We start from the raw sequence: 19,306 nt of genomic DNA on the forward strand, positions 1-19,306 counted from the left end.
TTGCCCGCTCCTTATGAAAAGTGTCGCGGATATGATTTCATTAGTCATAAAGTTGATTGTTACAATCATTTTTTGTGGCATATCCTTGGCAAACATTTTCATTCCAATCAAGGAGACGTATTTAATGAATGCCTCGAAGCTGCGCCGCTGTGTGACCAGTGCGCTCGTCGCCGGCCTGTTCCCGGCTGCGTTCAACGTATCGGCCCAGGAAGCGCCAGTCGCCCAGGAAAAGGGGCCGGCTGCGGCCGACGCCATGCTGCACGCGCTGGTGGTGGACTATCCCACCCCGTACCGCGCCATGGACACGGCCGAAGTGAAGGCGGTGCTGGACCGTGTGTTCACCTATCTGGACCGCACCACGCCGGCTGAACTGGTGCACAAGGCCGACGGCACGCCGGTGACCGACCTGACCCGCCCCGACCCGGACGCGGTGATCAAGCCCGGTGACTTCCGCCTGACCAGCTACGAATGGGGCGTTACCTATATCGGCATGCTCGCTGCGGGCGCAGCCACCGGCGACAAGCGCTACACCGACTACACGCTCAAGCGCCACCAGTTGCTGTCGCAACTGACCAAGACCTACTATCCAGTGGTGCAGGCCGACCCGAAGAACGCGCATGCGCCTATCAAGAGCTTCCTGAACCCGCACGCGCTGGATGACGCGGGCGCGCTGTGCCACAGCTTCATGAAGGCCAAGCTGGGCGGATCGCCGGTCGACTACTCGCAGATGATAGGCATTTGCGGCGACTTCGTGACCAAGAAGGAGTACCGCCTCAAGGACGGCACCCTGGCGCGTGGCGGCCCGGATGGCAAGGGCGGCGTGAAAATGCGTCCGCTGCCGGACACCATGTGGCTGGACGATATGTTCATGGGCGTGCCGACCATGGCCTACCTGGGCGCCGTCACCGGCGACCGCAAGCACTTCGACGACGCCACCAAGCAGGTGCTGCAGTTCTCCAAGCGCATGTTCAATCCCAAGCTGGGCCTGTACATGCACGGCTACGTGGAAGGCCTGCGCGACCATCCCGAAATGCGCTGGGCGCGCGCCAACGGCTGGGCTGTGATGTCCATGGTTGAAATCCTGGAAGTGCTGCCGAAGAACCACAAGCAGTACAACGCGGTGCTGGAGCAGCTGCGCGCCCACATCAAGGGCCTGGCCGGATACCAGACCCGCGACGGCTTCTGGCACCAGCTGATCGACCGTCCGGACACCTATCAGGAAACCTCCGCCACCGCCATCTACACCTACGCCATCGCCCGCGCCGTCAACCGCGGCTACGTGGACGCGCAGATGTACGGCCCGATGGCCAACCTGGCCTGGAACGCGGTAGCCAGCAAGGTGACGGCCGTTGGCCAGATCGAAGGCATCTGCGTGGGCACCGGCATGGCGTTCGACCCGGCGTTCTACTCCTACCGCCCAACCAGCGTGAAGGCGGCGCACGGCTACGGCCCGGCGCTGCTGGCCGGCGCCGAGATCATCGAGATGAACAAGAAGTACAAGTTCGGCTTGAACGACAGCGGCCTGATGTTCCAGGGCGCGCGCTAAGCAGCCCCGCCGGCCCGGTATTCAATCGGGCCGGCTTGTTCGTGGCAACCAGCCGCCGCCCTGGCGGCTCCTTACTGGATTGCGTCACATGCTCCCCTTCAAACTCGTCCCGGTGGCGGCCATGCTGGCTGCCGCGTTCATTGCAGGCGGCGCGGCTTCGGCTTCCGCTGCTGGTTCTGTTTCTGCTTCTGCTTCTGCTTATCCCTCCAGCGACGCCGCCTACACGCGTTCCTTGAACGGCAACTGGTCCTTCAAATACCTGCCCAGCCTGGACATAGGCGCCGACGGCGGCTTCACTGCGCCGCAGTTCGACGCGTCGTCGTGGGCCACCATTCCGGTTCCCGCCAACTGGGAGCTGAAGGGCTTTGCCGAGCCGTCCTATGCCGACGAGCTGAAGGACGGGCTGGGCCTCTATCGCCGCAGCTTCCTGGTGCCTGCGGACTGGCGCGGCAGGCGTGCCTTCCTGCGCTTTGAAGGCGTGGCGTTCGGCTACGAGGTCTGGGTGAACGGGAAGAAGGCGGGCGAGTCCTCCGCCAGCGCCTTCAACCGCCACACTTTCGACGTGAGCGCACTGCTGCTGCCGGACGCCAATGCGGACAATGTGCTCGCCGTGCGTGTCACCACCAAGCCGCACGGCTTTGAGTTCGACCTGAATGACGACTGGTCCTTGTCCGGCATCTACCGCGACGTTACGCTGTTCTCGCTGCCCGCCGCGCACTTGCAGGACTACAGCACCAAGACCCGTTTGCTGGACGGCGGCGCCGCCGAACTGACGGTGCAGGCGGACCTGAGCCAGGCGGACGCCGACGTGCGCGCCGTGCTGCTGGCGCCGGACGGCCGCACCGTGGGCGAGTTCTCCTTGCCCCGCTCGGGCGATGCGCGGCGGGCCGGCGTTATCCGCATAGCCTCGCCCCGGCTGTGGACCGCCGAAACGCCGTCTCTGTACCGGCTGCGCCTCACCGTGTCGTCCGGCGGCAAGACCATGCAGACGGTGGAGGAGCGCATAGGCCTGCGCGAAGTCAGCATAGCGGACGGCGTGCTGCTGCTGAATGGCCGCCCCATCAAGCTGCGCGGCGTGAACCACCACGATCTTGATGCCAGGACCGGCCGCGCCGTCACCGAAGCGCAGATGCGGCAGGACCTGGCGCTGATGAAGCAGGGGAATGTGAACTTCCTGCGCACCTCGCACTACCCGCCGCACCCGCGCCTGCTGGAGCTGTGCGATGAGCTGGGCATTTACGTGATGGACGAAGTGGCGATCGGCCATGGCGAGAAGAACCTGGAAAAGCCGGACTACCGCGACGCCATCCGGGCACGGGTGGAACCGACCATTGCGCGTGACAAGAACCGGCCCTCGGTGCTGATCTGGAGCATAGGGAACGAGAATCCCATCACGGACGCGGAAATGGAGGCCGGGCGCATCGCCAAGCGGCTGGACCCGACGCGGCCCATTACCTATCCGAAGATAGGCAGCTACTTCGCCAAGAACTACGAGCGCATTCCGGATTTTGTGGACCTGTACTCGCCGCACTACCCAAGCAACGCAACGCTGGCGGGCTACGCGCAGAAGCTGAAGCGGCCCACCATCCTGACCGAGTACGCGCACGCGCTGGGGCTGGCCACGGACCGCATCCAGGCGCAGTGGGACATCATCCAGGCCAATCCCGTCTTCGCGGGCGGCGCCATCTGGCACTTCCACGACCAGGGCCTGCTGCGCGCCAGCAGCCAGCCGGTGGACCCCGGCAAGCCCACGCAGACGGCGTGGCTGGACCAGTACCACCACTACGACACCCACGGCCTGGACGGCGCCGACGGCCTGACCTACGCCGACCGCACGCCGCAGGTGGACTTCTGGCAGATGCGCAAAGTGTATGCGCCGGTGCAGTTTGGCGAGCGTTCCGCCGCCGTGCGGACGGGCGCGCAGGAGATCGCGCTGACGGTGGAGAACCGTTACGACTTCCGCGCGCTGCGCGGCGTAAAGCTGCTGTGGTCATTGCAGCGCAACGGCAAGAGCGTCCAGCAGGGCAGCCAGGCGCTGGGCGCGGCCGCGCGCGGGCAGCAAACCGTGCGCATCCCGGTTACCGTTCCGGCAGGGACGGACGGCGACGTGCTGGCGCTGCATGTGCGCGCGGTGGACGAGCAAGGCCTGCAAATCAATGAGCGCACGGTGCGGCTGGAACTGGCAGGCCCAGCTGCCTTGGCCCGGGCGGCCGCGCTGGAAGCCGACGGCGTGGGCGATGCTGCGCGCGCGGCTGGGAGCGGCGCCGCGCGCCTCAGCTGGACCGCCAGCCTGCCCCGGCAAGGCGAACCGGCCGTGAGCGAAAGCGCCGACGGCGTGACGGTATCGCTGCCCCAATGGACGCTGTCCGTGCAGCGCGCTTCCGGCGAACTCACCATCCGCGACCATGCGGGCAAGGTTCTGGTGGCCGGGATTTATCCGCACAGCGGGCGCAAGCCGACCATGGCGGAAGCGCTGCGGGCCAAGACGTCGCCCCTGTGGCTGTCGTCCACGCTGACCAGCCTTGAGCAGCCGGTGGTGAAAGTGGAGCAAGCGGGCGGCAAAGTGCGCCTTGCTGTTTCAGGCCGCTATCCGCTGCACGACGAAGCCGCCGCGCGCTCGGCTGCCATCCAGGCGGCCGTGCAGACGGCAGCCGCCGACGATTTGCTGCCCGGCGCAAGTGCTGCAAGCGGCGGCAGCGCGTCAAAGCTGGGCAGCGGCAAGGGCGGCCTGGCAGGCGGCTACCAGCTGGAGATCGCCGCCAATGGCAGCATCGCCGTCAGCTACGATTACGCGTCGTTCGACGCCGTGGGCAGCATGTCCGAAGCCGGGCTGTCGGTGCTGGCGCCCGCCGGCACGGACGAATTCCGCTGGATAGGCCAGGGGCCGTATGCAGGCTATCCCGGCAAGGACAGGCTCAACGAATTCGGCCTGTACCACCTGAACCGCGCCGACCTGCACTTCCAGGGCAACCGGCGCGGGACCGAGCTCGCCGTGTTGAGCACCGGGGGCGGCGCCGGCTTTGCGCTGGCTATGCCCGCCGCCGACGTGGCAGTGGAACGCAGCGGCGACGGCACGCTGCTGAGCCACAACGCCTTGATCGCCAGCCCCGGCAACAAGGGCACAATACCGGAAATTGGCATACCGCTGGATGCGCCGCGACACATTGCAGGCGCTTTCACGCTGCTGCCCGTGTCCGACGCCTGGCCGTCGCCGCTGGTGCGCTGGTTCGGCAAGCCTGCTGCGGCAAAGGACGTGTTCAAGCCCTTCGTCCACAGCTACGATCAGTAAAGGCCAGGCGTCAAGGCAGGGCTTTTTGCCGCGACGCCAGTCCCGCGCCGATGAACAGTGCCACTGCGGAGGCGATCAGGCCGCGTTCCAGGCCGGCCGGGCCGTCCGCGATCCAGCCCACCACCGTTGGCCCGATGATCTGGCCCAGCGCGAACACCGTGGTGAACGCGCTGATGCCCGCCGACCAGGACTCCTGCGGCAGATTGTGCCGCACCAGCGCCGTGGTCGACGCCACAGCCGACAGGAACACCCCGCCGAACACGATGCCGGAGATGAAGACGATGGGCGCCGCGCTGGTCAGCGCGGGCAGGATGGTGACGGCGCCGAGCAGGGCGTTCAATATCGCCAGCGATTCGCCGCCCTTGAAGCGGTCCAGCATGCCCGCCCAGACCCGCGAGGACGCCACCACCGCCAGTCCCAGCAAGGTGTAGAACAGCGTAATGAGCTCCGCGCTCATGCCTTGCTGCTTGAGCAGGGCGATCACGAAAGTCATGTAGCCTATGTAGCCAACGCCGAACATGAAGTAGCCGCTCAGGCCAAAGGCAAAGTCCCGCACGGCGAAGCGCTGCTTGCCGCCCTGGCCTGCGGGCGCCTCGCCTATGGCCCGCGCGGGGGCGGCCATGACGGCGGTCGCGAGCAGGCAGGCAATGCCCAGCGCCAGCCAGGGCCATTGCCACGCGTGCGCCACGCCGTGCTGCTGCGCGGCGCCCAGCGCCGCCGGCACCAGCAAGGCCGACAGCGCGATGCCGAAGCCCGTGCCGCCGTAATACAGTCCGATATAGAAACCCGCGCGCTCGCTGTGCATGGAGCCCAGCCGCGCCGCCAGCACGCCGCCCGCAATAAAGACGAAAGCGCTGGCCACGCCCGCGCACAGGCGCTGCAGGAACAGCGCCGCTGCGCCGGTTACGGCTCCCGAGACGAGCATGAACAGGCTGGCCAGGATGCAGCCCGCTATCATCAAGCGCCACACGCCCAGGCGGCGCATCAATGCCGGTGTGGCCAGCGCACCGAGGAAGTAGCCCAGCGCATTGCAGGTGTTCATCGCGCCCGCTTGCAGGTAGGGCCATTCCAGGTCCGCACGCATGGGCGGCAGCAGCAGGCCGTATGAAAAACGGGACAGCCCAAGCGCGACGGCCGCCGCCAGTGACAGCGCAAGCGCCGTCAGCAGCGGATGCGGCCGGGAATGGGTCTGGTCAGCCATTCAGGCGCTTCAGCCGGGCCGGCCGAAGAACTCGTCGTGTATCAGGCGCAGGGCCAGGCGGCGGTCGTCGCGGTCAACCAGCATGTAGGCCGCCACTTCGCTGGCGCCCGCCGCTGCCAGCGTAACGCGCACGCCGCCCGCCAGTGCCGCCGACAAGGCCCTGCTGGCTATCGCGCTGCCCACGTTGGACGCATCGAGCACGCCATCGCCCACCACGGCCACAATGGCCACAGCGTCGTTGCGGCTCACTTCGACCACGCCAGCCAAATGGTGTTCCATCAGCGCCTCGTAGGCCGCCTCCAGGTGGCCGCGCGCCAGCAGCACGTTGATGGCGGTTTGCGCCGTCAGCACGCTCTTGATGTTGATGCCGTGGCGGTCCAGCGTGGTCGTGACTTCGGCCAGGATGCCCGGCTTGAAGCCCACACCCGGGCCATGCAGCTTGAGGATGGCGACGTCGTCGCTGGAGGACACGCTTTTCACCACGTCGTGCGTGACGGTGCGCTCGGCGTCGATGACGGTGAAGGGATGCAGGCCCAGTTCGGGCTTGGTGATGTTCAGGATGCGGATGGGGATGGCCTGGTCGAACAGCGGCTCCACCGTGCGCGGATGGAGGATCTTGGCGCCGAAGTAGGACAGCTCGGCGGCTTCCAGATAATGCAGCTTGGCGATGGAATGGGGCGCGCTGACGGCCCCGGGGTCGGCGCTGAGGAAGCCGTCCACGTCCTTCCACACGTCCAGCGATTCCGCGCCTATGCAGCGCGCGATGGAGGCGGCCGAGTAGTCCGAGCCGCCGCGTCCGAACAGCGTCGATTTGCCGTCGCGGCTGACGCCGTAGAAGCCCGGCACGACGACCACGCCGTCGCCCGCCAGCGCCTGCGACACGGGACCGGCGCTGGCTTCGAAGTCGCAGGCGGCATTGCCGAACACGCCGTCGGTGAGCAGGCCGATGTCCTCCGGCAGCGCTTCGCGCGCGGCGATGCCACGGCTTTGCAGCACGTCCGTCAGCAGCAGGCTGGAAAGGCGCTCGCCGTAGCTGAGGATAACGTCGTTGACGAAGTCCGGCACGTCGCCGATGTAATGGATGCCGGTCAGGAAGCGCGTCAGCTGGTCCAGGCGCGCATTCAGCGCGGCCTCGGTGCGGGCGCGCAGCGCGGGGTCGGCGATGTTCGCCTCAAGAATCTGCTTTTTCAGCGCGCGCAGCGCCAGCGTGTAGTCCTGGCTTTCGGCCAGCGCCGACATGGTGCCGGCGCCTTCGCGCGCCGCCTGCACGCAGTCGACCAGCGCATTGGTGATGCCGAAGAAAGCGGACACCACCAGCACCAATGGCCGGTTGTAGGTTTGTACGACATGGACCACGCGGTCGATGTCTTCGGGCCGCCGAAGGTTGGAGCCGCCGAATTTGACAACGATTTTTTTCATGATTGGATTCCCTGATAGACCGGGATATCATAGCCGATGGCGCGCCTGCTAGCCAGCGGCCTTCTGCGCCACCCATGCCTCGTAGCGCGAGCGGGTGTCGGGCGCCGTCGGCGGATACAGGCCGATGATGGACACGCCGCGAGCCACTTCTTCCAGCACGAATTCCTCGAACCGTTCCATCTCGACCGCCTCGCGCGCCAGTTCGTCGGCCAGGTGGAGCGGGACGCAGACCACGCCGTCGTCGTCGCCCACCATGATGTCGCCGGGGTAGACCGGCACGCCGCCGCAGCCGATGGGGACGTTGATGTCCAGCGCGTGGTGGCGTATCAGGTTGGTCGGCGCCGAAGGGCCGGAGCACCATGCCGGCATGTCCAGTGCTGCGATGCCCGCCGCGTCGCGCAGGCCGCCGTCGGTGACTATGCCGGCCGCTCCGCGAACCTGCATGCGCGTGGCGAGGATGCTGCCGGCCGACGCCACCGACGCGTCGCCCCGGCAGTCCATCACCAGCACCGCGCCGGCCGGTATTTCTTCGACCGCCACGCGTTGCGGATGGCGCGGATCGCGGAAGGCTTCGATGCCGTCCAGGTCTTCGCGCGAGGGGATGTAGCGCAGCGTGTAGGCGGGTCCCGCGAGGCGCTGGCCCGGCTTGAGCGGCCGCGCGCCCTGGATGAAGACGTTGCGGAAGCCTCGCTTGTAGAGCAGCGACGTGAGGGTGGCGGTGCTGACGGTCTTTAGCGTGGCAAGGGTGTCTGGATGCAGTTCATGGGTCATGGCTGGCTCCTGCCGCGTTGGAAAATGGTCTGGCTGAACCGGACCTGGCTGCTGTTTATCCGGTTCAGCTGGTAATACTGGTCCCACTTTTCGTGGTCCGTGGTGTGGGCCTGCGTGGCGGGATCGAGTGCCTGCAGGTAGTCGCCGAACTTGAAGTAGATGTTTTCACCGGTGTTCTTGATGCGCGTGGGGACAGTGTGCACGGCGCCGTGCTTGCCGGTGTTGACGGCAACGCTTGCTTCTCCGCCGGAGACGCCGATATCGAGGCCGAAGCTTTCTCCCGAGCGGACCGTACCCAGCGCCGTCATGGTTTCCTTGCCGTCCTGGCCCTTGATGCGGACCAGCACATCGAACACGCCGTTGCCGGCCTGGCCGTCGAGGGCCTTGCTGTCGGCGGTGTCCTGCACGTAGACCTTGAGCAGTGTATCCAGGCCCTCGGCGTGGTACTGGGCGACGATGGTCTTGGCGCCCGCCGGCATGGTGGCCGTGACAAGGGCGGAGAAGCGTTCGTCCGTTGCCGCCGCGCTGAGCCTGTGCTTAGTCGCGACTTTCAGTTCGTTGCGGTAGCCGTGGCCATGGCCCGAGTCGTATTTCGATTGCAGTGCGCTGAAGTTCAGGGTGCCGGCATAGGGGGACGGATACGGCGCTTCCCCTTCGGCCTCGAATATGGCCTGCAGCGCCGGCGCGGGCGTGAAAGCGCCGGGCGCAGTGGCTTGGGCCGCAGGCAGCGCGGCGCAGAAAAAAGGCATGGACCAGCAGAGCAAAGGCAGCGCGAGCGCGCGCGGCGCGCCCATCACGCAACCACCTGGGTTTGCGTGCCCAGTTTGTCCATTGCCAGGCGCACCACGTCGCCGCGTTTCAGGTACTGCGGCGGCTTCAGCCCCATGCCTACGCCGCCGGGCGTACCGCTGACGATCACGTCGCCGGGCAGCAGTGTCATGAACTGGCTGACGTAGGAAACGAGGAAGGAGACCGGAAAGATCATGTCCGAAGTATTGCTGGCCTGTTTGCGTTCGCCGTTCACGGTCAGCTCCATATCCAGCGCCTGCGGATCCGGGATCTCGTCGGCCGTGACCAGCCAGGGGCCGATGGGGCCGAAGGTATCGAAGCTCTTGCCTTTGCACCACTGGCCATTGCGGTGGTTCTGCCAGTGGCGCTCCGACAGGTCGTTGGCGAGGCAATAGCCCGCCACATGGCCGAGCGCCTGCGCCTGCGGCACGCTGCGCGCGGTGCTGCCGATAATGATGCCCATCTCGATCTCCCAGTCCGTGTGCTCCGAACCCGGAGGCAAGACGATGGCGTCATCCGGACCGCTCAGGGATGTAATGGCCTTGTTGAAGACGATGGGTTCGGCGGGAACCGCCTGGCCGGATTCTTCGGCGTGCCTGCGGTAGTTCAGCGCAATGCCGATGAACTGGCGGATGCCGGCCACGGGTACGCCTATGCGCATGCCCGCGTCCAGTACCGGCAGCTGTTCCAGGTCGACGGCGGCCAGTGCGCGCAGCCGTTCAGGCGACAGCCAGTCCGGCGTCAGGTCCGGCACCAGGGCGGACAGGTCGCGGATGCGGCCTTGCGCATCGAGCGCCGCCGGTTTTTCGGCGCCGGGGGCGCCTACGCGTAGCAGTTTCATTTTTCGTCCTTCTTCGGTTCTTTCATCATGCTGTCGAGCAGCGGCTGCATGGCGTCCGCCCACAATTGGTAGCCTGCGGCGACGGGGTGCAGCTGGTCCGGCATGATGGTGTGCGGAATGCGACCATCCTGGCCCAGGAATACCGCGCCGATGTCGAGGAAACGGATGGTCTTGCCGTCGTCCAGCGTCGCCAGCTCGCGGTTGACTGCGGCGATAGTGGCCATGCGCCTGGATGCCTCCTCGATCGCGGCGGGCGTGACGGGGCCGCCCTTGGCGTCGCGCGGGCCGCGCGGGAAGATGCCCAGCACGAGGATGCGGGTGTGCGGCAGCCTGGCGCGCACCATGGCGACGATCTTGCGGTCGGCGGCGGCGATTTCCTCCGCGCTGTAATCCAGGCTGTTGTTGGTGCCCATCATCAGCACCGCTACCTTGGGCGCGATACCTTCCAGTTCGCCGTGCTCGATCTGCCAGATCAGGTTCTGCGTGCGCGCGCCGCCGATGCCGAAGTTGGCGGGCTGGTATTTGCCGTAATAGGCCTCCCAGATGTGCGGCGCGCGCTGCCAGCCGGCCGTGATCGAATCGCCCAGGAACAGCAGGCCGACCGGGCCGCTTTTTGCGCGCGCAAGGAAGCGCGCGTGGAGTTGCAGGAACTGGCCGTTGTCCTGCTTCTCGAAAGCTTCCGAGGCGCTGAGGCGCGGCTTTGCCGCCGTGGCGGCTGCCGTGGGTTCGTCCTGCTGGACCGGCGCTTGCGCAATCGCGGGCGGCGCGGTGAAGCAGAGCGCGCATGCGGCTGCCAGCGCCGACAGCAGCTGTTTGCGGAGGAGGGCGCTCATTGTGCGGCCTCGCGGGGCTTGACCGGTGCAACGTCGCCGCCCAGCCAGACCGCCAGGAACACCAGCGGCACCAGTAGCGCGCCGAGCACGAAGAAGGGCGTGTAGTTGCCGCCCGCGGTGATCGACGGCACCAGCTGCATGCAGATGATCACGCCCAGCACCGCCGAGGTGCCGCTCAGGCCTGCCAGCGAACCCACGGTTTTACCGCTGAAAAAGTCGCTCGGCAGCGTCTGGATATTGGTGATGGCTGCCTGGAAGCCGAACAGGATCACCGCAATCGACAGCACCGCCAGCAGCGGCGTGTCCGCCGTCGCGCTGAACAGCAGGGCGGGCAGCATCAGCGCCAGTCCCAGGGCGATCACGGATTTGCGGGCCCGGTTGACGCTCCAGCCGCGCTGCAGCAGGCGCCCGCACAGCCAGCCGCCGGACAGCGCGCCTATCGCGGCGCCAACGTAGGGCACCCAGGCGAAGATGCCGATCTGCTTCACATCGAAGTGGAATTTCTCGTTCAGGTAGAGCGGCAGCCAGGCCACGAACAGCCACCAGACCGGGTCGATGAAGAAGCGCGCGACGATCACACCCCAGCTCTGGCGGTGGCGCAGCAGCTGCGGCAGCGTCGGTACATACTCGGCCTGCCTGGCGGTCTCGGTTTTTTGCCCGGTCAGGATGTAGTTGCGCTCTTCCTCGCTGATCCACGGGTGGGCGGCGGGGCCGGACTTGTAGATGATCAGCCAGGGCACGACCCAGAAGAAGCCGAGGGCGGCGATCAGGATGAAGGTGGTTTTCCAGCCCACATAGGCGTACAGCCAGGCGATCAGCGGCGGAGCGATAATGGAGCCGAGCGATGCGCCTGCGCCGAAGATGCCCTGCGCCAGCGCGCGTTCGCGCACCGGGAACCATTCGGCCACGGCCTTGGTGGCGCCGGGCCAGTTGCCCGCCTCGCCCACGCCCAGCAGCGCGCGGAACAGCCCGAACGACAGCGCGGAGCGCGCCACGAAATGCAGGCCGATGGAGACCGACCATACGAGTATGGAGAGGATGAAGCCGATCCGCGTTCCCAGCGCGTCGAACAGCTTGCCGAACAGCGTCTGGCCGATGGCGTAGCCGATCAGGAAAACGGTGACGATGTTGGCGTAATCGCGCTTGTCCAGGCCGAGATCCTCCGCGATGCCAGGCCACATGACCGCGAGGGCCGAGCGGTCGATGTAGTTGATAATTGTTGCGGCGGCCACCAGCGTCATGACTAGCCAGCGCAAACCTTTCATAGTTCCCATGCGCGTTTCTCCAAGATGTCTCTGAATTTGTCTTTATAGTTCTTTGCGCGCCCGCCCTCGCCGGGGCGGTGCGCGCTCTTGTTATTGCAGGCCAAGCTGGCTGCGCGTCGGCAGCCCTTCGCAGTCGCCCCGGAACTGCACCACGCGCGCGCCCACCGCGTTGCCGCGCGCCGCAGCTTGCGCCAGCGGCAGCCCTTCCAGCAGCGCGCTGATGACGCCCACCGCGAAGCCGTCGCCGGCGCCCACGGTGTCCACCACCTTCGGCACCGGCACGCCGGGCGCGACGCCCCGGCCTTCGGGGCCGGCATAGTACGCGCCCTGCGGCCCAAGCTTTACCACCACCTGCCGCGCGCCGCGCGCCAGGTAGAAGTCCGCGATGCCGGCCGCTTCGCTGTGGCCGGTCAGCAGCCGGCCTTCCTCCAGGCCGGGCATCACCAGGTCGGCCAGGCTGGCCAGCGCGTTGACGGTTTCTGTCATCGCCTCCTGCGAGGGCCACAGGCGCGGCCTGAGGTTGGGGTCGAAGCTGACCATGCGGCCGGCGCCGCGCGCCTGCGCGGCCATGGTCAGCACCATGTCGCGGCAGCTGTCCGACAACGCCGGCGAGATGCCGGTCAGGTGCAGCAGGCGCGCCTGCTGGTAGGCGCCGGACGGGATGTCGGCGCGCGACAGGCGGCTGGCGGCCGAGCCGCGCCGGAAGTATTCCACTTCCGGATCGCTGCCGTCGAGCGCCATGGACTTGAGCATGAAGCCGGTCGGGTGCTGCGGGTCCAGCCGCACATGGCGCAGGTCCAGGCCTTCGGCCTGCATGAAGCTGAGCAGATTGCGGCCCAGGCTGTCCGTGCCCAGCGCACTGATGTAGCCGACCTTGTATCCCAGCCTGCTCAGGCCCACCGCCACATTGAGCTCGGCGCCGGCGGTGGCGCGCTCGAACGCGCTCACCTCGTCCAGCGGCAAGGGCTGGCGCGCCATCAGCAAGGCCATGGCCTCGCCGACAGTGACCACGTCGGGATTCGATATCGCTTGGTCCATGGCGCGCCTTTTCAGAACTTCATGCCTGTTACCAGCGTGGCTTGCTGGCTGGCGGGCAGGGAGATGCGCAGCACGTTGCCGCGCTGCTGCTTCGGCCCCTTGTCGACATTGCCTGGAGGACCGGCCGACACAACGAAGCCTGGTTCCACCACGGCCTTCGCCGCCTTGGTGCGCGCCTCCACCTTCAACGCCGACGGCTGGCCTTCAATGACGAAGCTGTGCTCGCCCAGCTGCCTGATTTCGCGGTCGCCATGCACTTGCGCCGTCAGCACCACCGGCTTGCCGGCCTTGATGGTGTCGCTGGTGGTCCATGCGCCGCGCGCAAAGCTGAAGCGCCGCTCCAGTTTTTCCACGCCCAGCTCGGGACGGTAGGCGCCCGTCAGGTCGGCCGTGATGTCGGCGTGGTCCTTGCCCAGCGTGAGCTTGGTGATGCGGATGCTGTCCAGGCGCGCGTAGGGGTAGCCCTCGAACGCGTCGTGGCCGCCGCCCTCGTTGGCCTGGCCCTGGCCGTCCACCAGCAGCGTGTTGCTGATCTTGCTGCTCGGGATGCCGGCATAGCCCTTCGGGCCGGTCAGGTAGCTGCCGCCGCCAAACAGGATGAAGCTGCCGGCGTCCGGGTGGGAGTGGCCCATGGACAGGTGCCAGTCCGGCATTTTTCCGATCAGCGATGCGGCATGGTGGCCTTCCGGCGGGCCGGCGCGGAAGGCGAAGGCGGTGGCCTTGCTGCTCCAGTCGCTGCGCCAGTACACCGTGCCCAGGTCGTCGAAGTGGTGCTGCGGAGGGATGGCCGACATCGGCTTGGCGGCAATCGACGGCTCGTACCATTGCAGCGACCAGAAGTCCTCGGCGCAGATATGGCCCAGCGAGTCCATCCACGCGGCCACGCCCTGCGCCTCGGGATTGCCGAAGCGCTGCGCCAGGCGGTACAGCAGGTTGTAGTTGGAGTGCAGCTTGCCGCCCGGGTGGGTGCGGTCCGGCTCGTGGCCCACGCGCGAGCGCGTGACGGGGCCTTCGAAGGCGTCGCCGAAGTCGAAGATGTCCTGGCCGTTGGGCGTGATCGAATGCGCCATGTAGAGATGCGCCTTGCGCAGCGCGGGCAGGTCGTACATATCGTCGCCCGCCGCGTGGGCAAAGGCGTCCAGCCCGTGGACGATCCACGGCATGGAGAAGATCCAGTACTCCACGCCCTCGTAGAAATAGCCGTCCGGCGAGGCCACCGCCAGGACCTGGGTGAAGATGGCGCGCGACAGGGAGGCCCAGCCGGCCGCTTCCGGCACCTCGTCGAACACCGCATAGGCTGCGACAGCCAGGCCGGAGATCGGGATGAAGCAGTGGTTCTGGCTATAGGAGTAGGACTTGCCCGGCTTGGGGTTGAAGTGCGCAGCCATGATGCGGGCCTGGCGTACCAGCTTCTCGCGGTAGCGCGTGCGCTCGTCCGCGCTCAGCACGTCGAACAGCAGGTCGTAGGCCGTGCCCAGGCCGTACAGCAGGTGGCCCGCCGCCAGGTCGATGTCCGGCTTGCTGTAGGTGTAGCCCCACACCGGGTAGCTGACGGCCGCATCCATATAGCGCCTGGCCGCTTCCAGGTAGCGCGCGTCTCCCTCGATTTTGTAGGCGAGGGCGGCGCCCACCATGCCGATGCCGACCGTGTTCTGGGCGCGGCGCGTCTGCGCAGGCGAGGCCTCGGGTTCGGCGCGCATGGCGACCAGGCCCGATAGCGCCTTCTGCCAGATGGCGCGGTGGCTGCCGCGCGCGCGCTGGCGCAGCTGCTCCAGGCCCGCCGCCGTGGTGAATACCCGTGGATGCACGCCGTTCAGTTCCGCGCGCAGCGGGGCCGGATGCTGCTGCATCAGCTTCGTCAGGGGATGGACGCCGCCGGTGGCGGCCGCTCCCTGTTTTGTGCCCAGCGCTTCGCGCGCGTCCTGCGCAAAGGCGGACGGGATGCCGATGCCGCCGCCCAAGGCAGGCAAGGCGATGGCTGCGGTGCCGAGCAATTGGCGCCGTTTGATGTTCGGTTTCATGGAGTCTCCGGTGCGGATCAGTAGAGGCCGAGGCCGCCGTTGACCTGGATGATTTCACCAGCCAGGAAGGCAGCGCGTTCGGACGCGAGGAAGACGACCACATTGGCCACGTCGGCCGGTTCGCCCTCGCGGCGGGCCGGGGTGCGCTCGGCGATGGCCAGGCGGTTGGCCGGGGTGTTGAAGGTGTCGTGGAAGCGGGTGGCGATCAGGCCGGGCGAGACGCCGTTGACACGGATGCCCAGCGGGCCGACTTCCTTGGCCAGCGCGCGGGTGAAGGTGGCCACGGCCGCCTTGGACGAGGCGTAGTGCGCCGAACCAGGACCGCCGCCGTCGAACGCGGCCAGCGAGGACATGGTGACGATCACGCCGCTCTTGCGCGGCTCCATGCGCTTGAGCGCGGCCTGGCAGATCAGGAAGGTGCTGGTCAGGTTCAGGTTCATGGACTCGTTCCACAGCGACAGCGGCATGTCGACGACGCGGCAGCGCTGTATCAGGCCGCCGATGTTGGCGAACAGCGTGTCGATCTCGCCGATGGCGCCTTCGGCTTCCGCATACACCTGTTCGGCCACGGCGGCGTCGGTCAGGTCGGCCTTGATGGCCTGGGCGCGGCGGCCCATGGCGCGGATCTGCGCCACCATTTCCTGCGCCTCCGCGTCGCTGCTCCAGTAGGTCAATACCACGTCCGCGCCCGCTTGCGCCAGTGCCAGCGAAGTGGCTTTGCCGATGCCCGATGCGCCGCCCATCACGAGGGCGCGTTTGCCGATCAGTTCCATAATAGTCTCTCTAAAAAGTTAGGTTGTAGTTGCGTAGGGCGGGTTAGCGCGGAGCGCGTAACCCGCCAAACGGCGCCGCAGTCGACGCCCTGACGATCAGTTCCGGCGCAAACAGCTCGCCCCCCGGCGCCGCCGACGGCGCCAGGATGCGCTGCACCGCCGCATCGGCCATGGCCTGTATCGGCTGGCGCAGCGTGGTCAGTGGAGGGTCGTGCGCCGCCGAGAAGAAAATGTCGTCAATGCCGATCAGCGAGAAATCCTGCGGGATCTGCTTGCCCAGCTGTTTCAGTCCGATGCCGATGCCGATCGCCATCATGTCGTTGATGGCGATGGCCGCCGTAGGCTTGCCGGGCGCCGCCAGCAGGCGCGCCGCCGCGCTGCGCCCCATTTCGAACAGCTGGGTGTCGCCGTGCGGATCGCTGGGCGCGTCGGTGGCGTCGGCGATCACCAGCTCGCCCGCGATGCCCGCCTGCGCCACCGCCTGCTGGAAGCCGCGCACGCGCTCCTGCCGGTTCAGCGTGTACGGCGGCGGCGTGACCAGGGCGATGGAGCGGTGCCCCAGCGCGGCCAGGTGCGCCACCGCCATCGCGGTGGCCGCCGCGTTGTCGACCGAAATGGTGCTGATCTTCTTGTGGTGCTCGTCGGTCTGCTTGATGTCGAAGGCCACCACCGGGCAGCGCGCGGTGATCGCGGCCAGGTGGTCGGTGTCGCTGAGCGCCGAGCCGGTGATGATGCCCTGCACGCCGTAGGCGAGCAGGTCGGCCATCACCGCGCGCTCCCGCTCCGGATCGCGGAAGGTGCTGAAGGTCATGACGTGGCATTGATGCCGCGCTGCGGCGGCTTCCACCGCGCAGGCGAGCGAACCGAAAAACTGGTTGGCCAGCGAAGGCACCAGCAGCCCCACCATGGCGGCCACCCCGGTCTTGAGCTGGCGGGCCGCATTGTTGGGACGGTAGCCCAGCTGCTTGATGGCCTGCTCGATTTTGAGCTGGGTGTCCGGCCGCATCTGTCCCATCCTGTTGTTCAGGAAGTTCGAGATGCTGGAGGTGGACACGCCGGCGAGGCGCGCTACATCCTGAATTTTTGGTTCGCTCATGATTCCCTTGATTGCTTGCTTAAAATGCCGCGTCCAGGCGGACGGTAAAGTAGCGGAAGGCGTCGCGTGCCGGCTGCCAGCCCAGGGACTTGATGTCCGGGCCGGAGGTCTTCTTGAAGTTCAGGAAGGAGCCGACGTTACCCGACGCGTAGTGGTGGTCGGCCACGTTCTTCACGCCGACCGACAGCTTGTACTTGCCCTTGTTATCCGACATGGATGCGCCCAGATCGACGATGCCATAGCCGGGGCGGTTCAGGCTTGGATCCTGGCTGATGGCGCCCTGCACGCGCGACTGGGTGCGCCACTGCATGTTGAACGCGGTGCGGAAGGGCAGCAGGCCCTCCGGCAGCCGGTACTCGGCGCCCGCGCTCAGCTTCCACTTCGGCGCGTTCGGCATGCCGCCGCCGCTGGCGTCGCGCAGGAAGGCACCGGGCACCAGCGCGTTCGGCACGGTGCAGTCGGTGGCGCCGCTGTAGCACGGTCCCTGCGTCCAGTTCAGGATGGTGGCGCGGGTAAAGGCCAGGCTGGCGTTCAGCTGTAGTTCGCGCGTCAGCAGGACGGTGGTGTCGGCTTCGAAGCCCTTGGTCTGCAGCGACGGAATGCTGTACAGCACACTGGCCTGGCTGCCGTCGGAGAAACGCTCGGTGGCCGAAGTCTGGTAGTCGTGGAAGCGGGTGCGGAAGGCCGCCGCGTTGAACGTGGCCCGGTTGTTCCACAGGTTGGCCTTGAAACCCAGTTCGAAGCTGTCCGCCGTTTCGGCGGCCAGCGGCAGGCGCTTGAACACGTTGACGTTGTTGGCGCCGCTGGTCATGTCATACGCCACACCCTTGCGGCCGGTGGCTGCGGAACCATAGGCCATCACGTCCGGCGTGAAGTGGTAGGTGTAGGCCAGCTTGCCGGTAATGCCGTTTTCGTCGTGCTGCGGCGCCACGTAGAGGTTTTCACCCGTGTGGATATTGTTCGGCGCGCTGGACGAAAGGCTGTCGATGGTGTGGAACATGTAGTTGTTCGATTCGCGGTTCAGGCGCACGCCGGCCGTCAGCGTGTTGCGCGATGCGAATTCCCAGCTGCCGTTGGCGTACAAGGCGCGGTTCAGGTTGGACGACGAGGTTTCGTAGTTGGTGAAGTTGGTTTCCTTCACGAAGGGGTTGCCACGGTAGTAGGTCCGGTACAGGCTGTTGCGCGCAAACCAGAGGCCCACCAGGTAGCGCAGCTGCCCCTCGTCCGGGGACGTGAGGCGGAACTCCTGGGTGGAGGTCTTGCTGTCGCTGGTGCCGTTGATTTCGGCCTTGGCGTTGATGCCGGAAGGCTTGCCGGCGTGGTTCAGCTGGTAGAAGGTGGAAACCAGGTCGATGTTGTCGTTGTCGCGGAAGTCGTTGGACAGGTTTTTGACGACCGAGGAGATCGACGTCAGCGCATATCCGGCCAGCGGTGTACGTTCCGGGAACTGGTAGTTCACGCGCACGCCGACGCCGCGGTTGGTCGACTCCAGGCCGGACGGCGAATCGTTGCGGATGTCGCGGTTGGTGGCGCTGGGCGTGATGCCGCGCAGGACTTCGGTATTCGACAGCGCCGTGTAGGCCTTGTTGTACAGGTAGCCCACGCCGGGATCGATGGACGTGATGGCTGCAGTGTTGCCGGTGGAGAGGGAGTGGTCGTACTGCGGCGCGACCATCACGTCCACGTCGCTATTGACCTTCCACAGGAACTTGGTGACGAAGCTCTTGCCGCCGGAGCCGTTCTGCTTTTTGCCGGTGGTGAGGTTGTTCAGCAGGCCGGGGAAGTTGGTCTTGCTGGCGAACAGGCGCATGGCCACGTCGTCGGACAGGCGGCCGCTGAGGGCGGCGGTGGCGCGGTATTCGTCGTCGGAGCTGCGGAACAGGCTCACATTGGTCTTCATCGGGCCGGCGCCGATAGGCTTGGTGGTCATCACCACGGCGCCCGCGATGGCGCTCTTGCCGAACATGGTGCTTTGCGGGCCTTTCAGCACTTCCACGCGCGACACGTCGGCCTGGTCCTTGAAAGCCTGCTGCGGCTGGGCGTAGGGCAGGTCGTCGATGATGACGGCGATGTCGCCCTCGATGCCCAGGTTGTTCGACGTGGTGCCGATGCCGCGCATATTGATGCTGTTGGTGCCAACCTGGGTGCCGACCGAAATCGACAGCGCGGGCGTCAGGTTGACGATGTCGTTAAACTCGCGCACGTTGTTGCGCTGCATGTACTCCTCGCCCAGCACCGTGATGGACTGCGGCACATCCTCCAGCTTTTCGATGCGGCGGTTGGCGGAAACCACCACGGTCTCCAGTTTCAGCGGCTCGCCGGCGGCAGGCGCTTGCTGCGCCTGGCCGGGGGCGGCCGCGCCCATCAGCAGCAGTGCGGCCGCCATGGCGATGGGGGTGGGGCGATGCTGCATGGCATCTGGCC

General features: G+C 66.8%; 14 protein-coding genes. 2 read left to right on the top strand and 12 right to left on the bottom strand.

Annotated features, from left to right (window positions below):
- The first annotated feature begins 124 nt into the window (after positions 1-124).
- Together AC07S4_RS03560 and AC07S4_RS03565 are read left to right on the top strand one after the other, a co-directional pair.
- On the top strand, positions 125-1,546 hold the full coding sequence (locus AC07S4_RS03560; protein WP_494985274.1) for a glycoside hydrolase family 88/105 protein: 1,422 nt from the start codon (positions 125-127) through the stop codon (positions 1,544-1,546).
- 88 nt (positions 1,547-1,634) lie between these two features.
- Positions 1,635-4,835, top strand: coding sequence for a glycoside hydrolase family 2 TIM barrel-domain containing protein (locus tag AC07S4_RS03565; RefSeq protein WP_494985275.1), 3,201 nt, complete (start codon positions 1,635-1,637; stop codon positions 4,833-4,835).
- Between the two features lie 10 nt (positions 4,836-4,845).
- On the opposite strand, the gene AC07S4_RS03570 is transcribed toward AC07S4_RS03565, so the two are convergent.
- From AC07S4_RS03570 to AC07S4_RS03625, 12 genes are all read right to left on the bottom strand, one after another.
- Positions 4,846-6,036 (bottom strand): YbfB/YjiJ family MFS transporter, encoded by a 1,191-nt coding sequence (locus AC07S4_RS03570; protein ID WP_494985276.1) that lies wholly within the window; start codon positions 6,034-6,036, stop codon positions 4,846-4,848.
- A 9-nt stretch (positions 6,037-6,045) separates the two neighbouring features.
- A complete protein-coding gene (locus AC07S4_RS03575) occupies positions 6,046-7,455 on the bottom strand; it encodes an aspartate kinase (RefSeq protein ID WP_494985277.1) in 1,410 nt (469 codons plus the stop codon).
- A 48-nt stretch (positions 7,456-7,503) separates the two neighbouring features.
- On the bottom strand, positions 7,504-8,226 hold the full coding sequence (locus tag AC07S4_RS03580) for a ribonuclease activity regulator RraA (RefSeq protein WP_494985278.1): 723 nt from the start codon (positions 8,224-8,226) through the stop codon (positions 7,504-7,506).
- Positions 8,223-8,975: a polysaccharide lyase family 7 protein gene (locus AC07S4_RS03585; protein ID WP_494985279.1), complete on the bottom strand. Its 753-nt coding sequence runs from the start codon at positions 8,973-8,975 to the stop codon at positions 8,223-8,225. Before AC07S4_RS03585 ends, AC07S4_RS03580 begins: the two co-directional genes overlap by 4 nt.
- A gap of 44 nt (positions 8,976-9,019) precedes the next feature.
- Positions 9,020-9,856 carry a fumarylacetoacetate hydrolase family protein gene (locus tag AC07S4_RS03590; RefSeq protein ID WP_494985280.1) on the bottom strand — a complete coding sequence of 279 codons (837 nt, stop codon included), beginning with the start codon at positions 9,854-9,856 and terminating at the stop codon, positions 9,020-9,022.
- Entirely contained in the window at positions 9,853-10,689 is an 837-nt protein-coding gene (locus AC07S4_RS03595; RefSeq protein WP_494985281.1) for a GDSL-type esterase/lipase family protein, read from the bottom strand. The genes AC07S4_RS03590 and AC07S4_RS03595 overlap by 4 nt, the downstream gene beginning before the upstream one ends.
- On the bottom strand, positions 10,686-11,963 hold the full coding sequence (locus AC07S4_RS03600) for an MFS transporter (protein WP_494985282.1): 1,278 nt from the start codon (positions 11,961-11,963) through the stop codon (positions 10,686-10,688). The genes AC07S4_RS03595 and AC07S4_RS03600 overlap by 4 nt, the downstream gene beginning before the upstream one ends.
- A gap of 81 nt (positions 11,964-12,044) precedes the next feature.
- Positions 12,045-12,992: a sugar kinase gene (locus AC07S4_RS03605; protein WP_494985283.1), complete on the bottom strand. Its 948-nt coding sequence runs from the start codon at positions 12,990-12,992 to the stop codon at positions 12,045-12,047.
- An 11-nt stretch (positions 12,993-13,003) separates the two neighbouring features.
- The gene (locus tag AC07S4_RS03610; RefSeq protein WP_494985284.1) at positions 13,004-15,013 is read right to left on the bottom strand and encodes a DUF4962 domain-containing protein; all 2,010 of its coding nucleotides are present in this window, start codon (positions 15,011-15,013) and stop codon (positions 13,004-13,006) included.
- Between the two features lie 17 nt (positions 15,014-15,030).
- Positions 15,031-15,786, bottom strand: coding sequence for an SDR family NAD(P)-dependent oxidoreductase (locus AC07S4_RS03615; RefSeq protein ID WP_494985285.1), 756 nt, complete (start codon positions 15,784-15,786; stop codon positions 15,031-15,033).
- Between the two features lie 43 nt (positions 15,787-15,829).
- Entirely contained in the window at positions 15,830-16,882 is a 1,053-nt protein-coding gene (locus AC07S4_RS03620; RefSeq protein ID WP_494985286.1) for a LacI family DNA-binding transcriptional regulator, read from the bottom strand.
- 19 nt (positions 16,883-16,901) lie between these two features.
- A complete protein-coding gene (locus AC07S4_RS03625) occupies positions 16,902-19,295 on the bottom strand; it encodes a TonB-dependent receptor (RefSeq protein ID WP_494985287.1) in 2,394 nt (797 codons plus the stop codon).
- Between the last annotated feature and the right edge of the window lie 11 nt (positions 19,296-19,306).

The sequence above is a fragment of the Pseudoduganella sp. GW821-FHT05F09 genome (assembly GCF_059419605.1).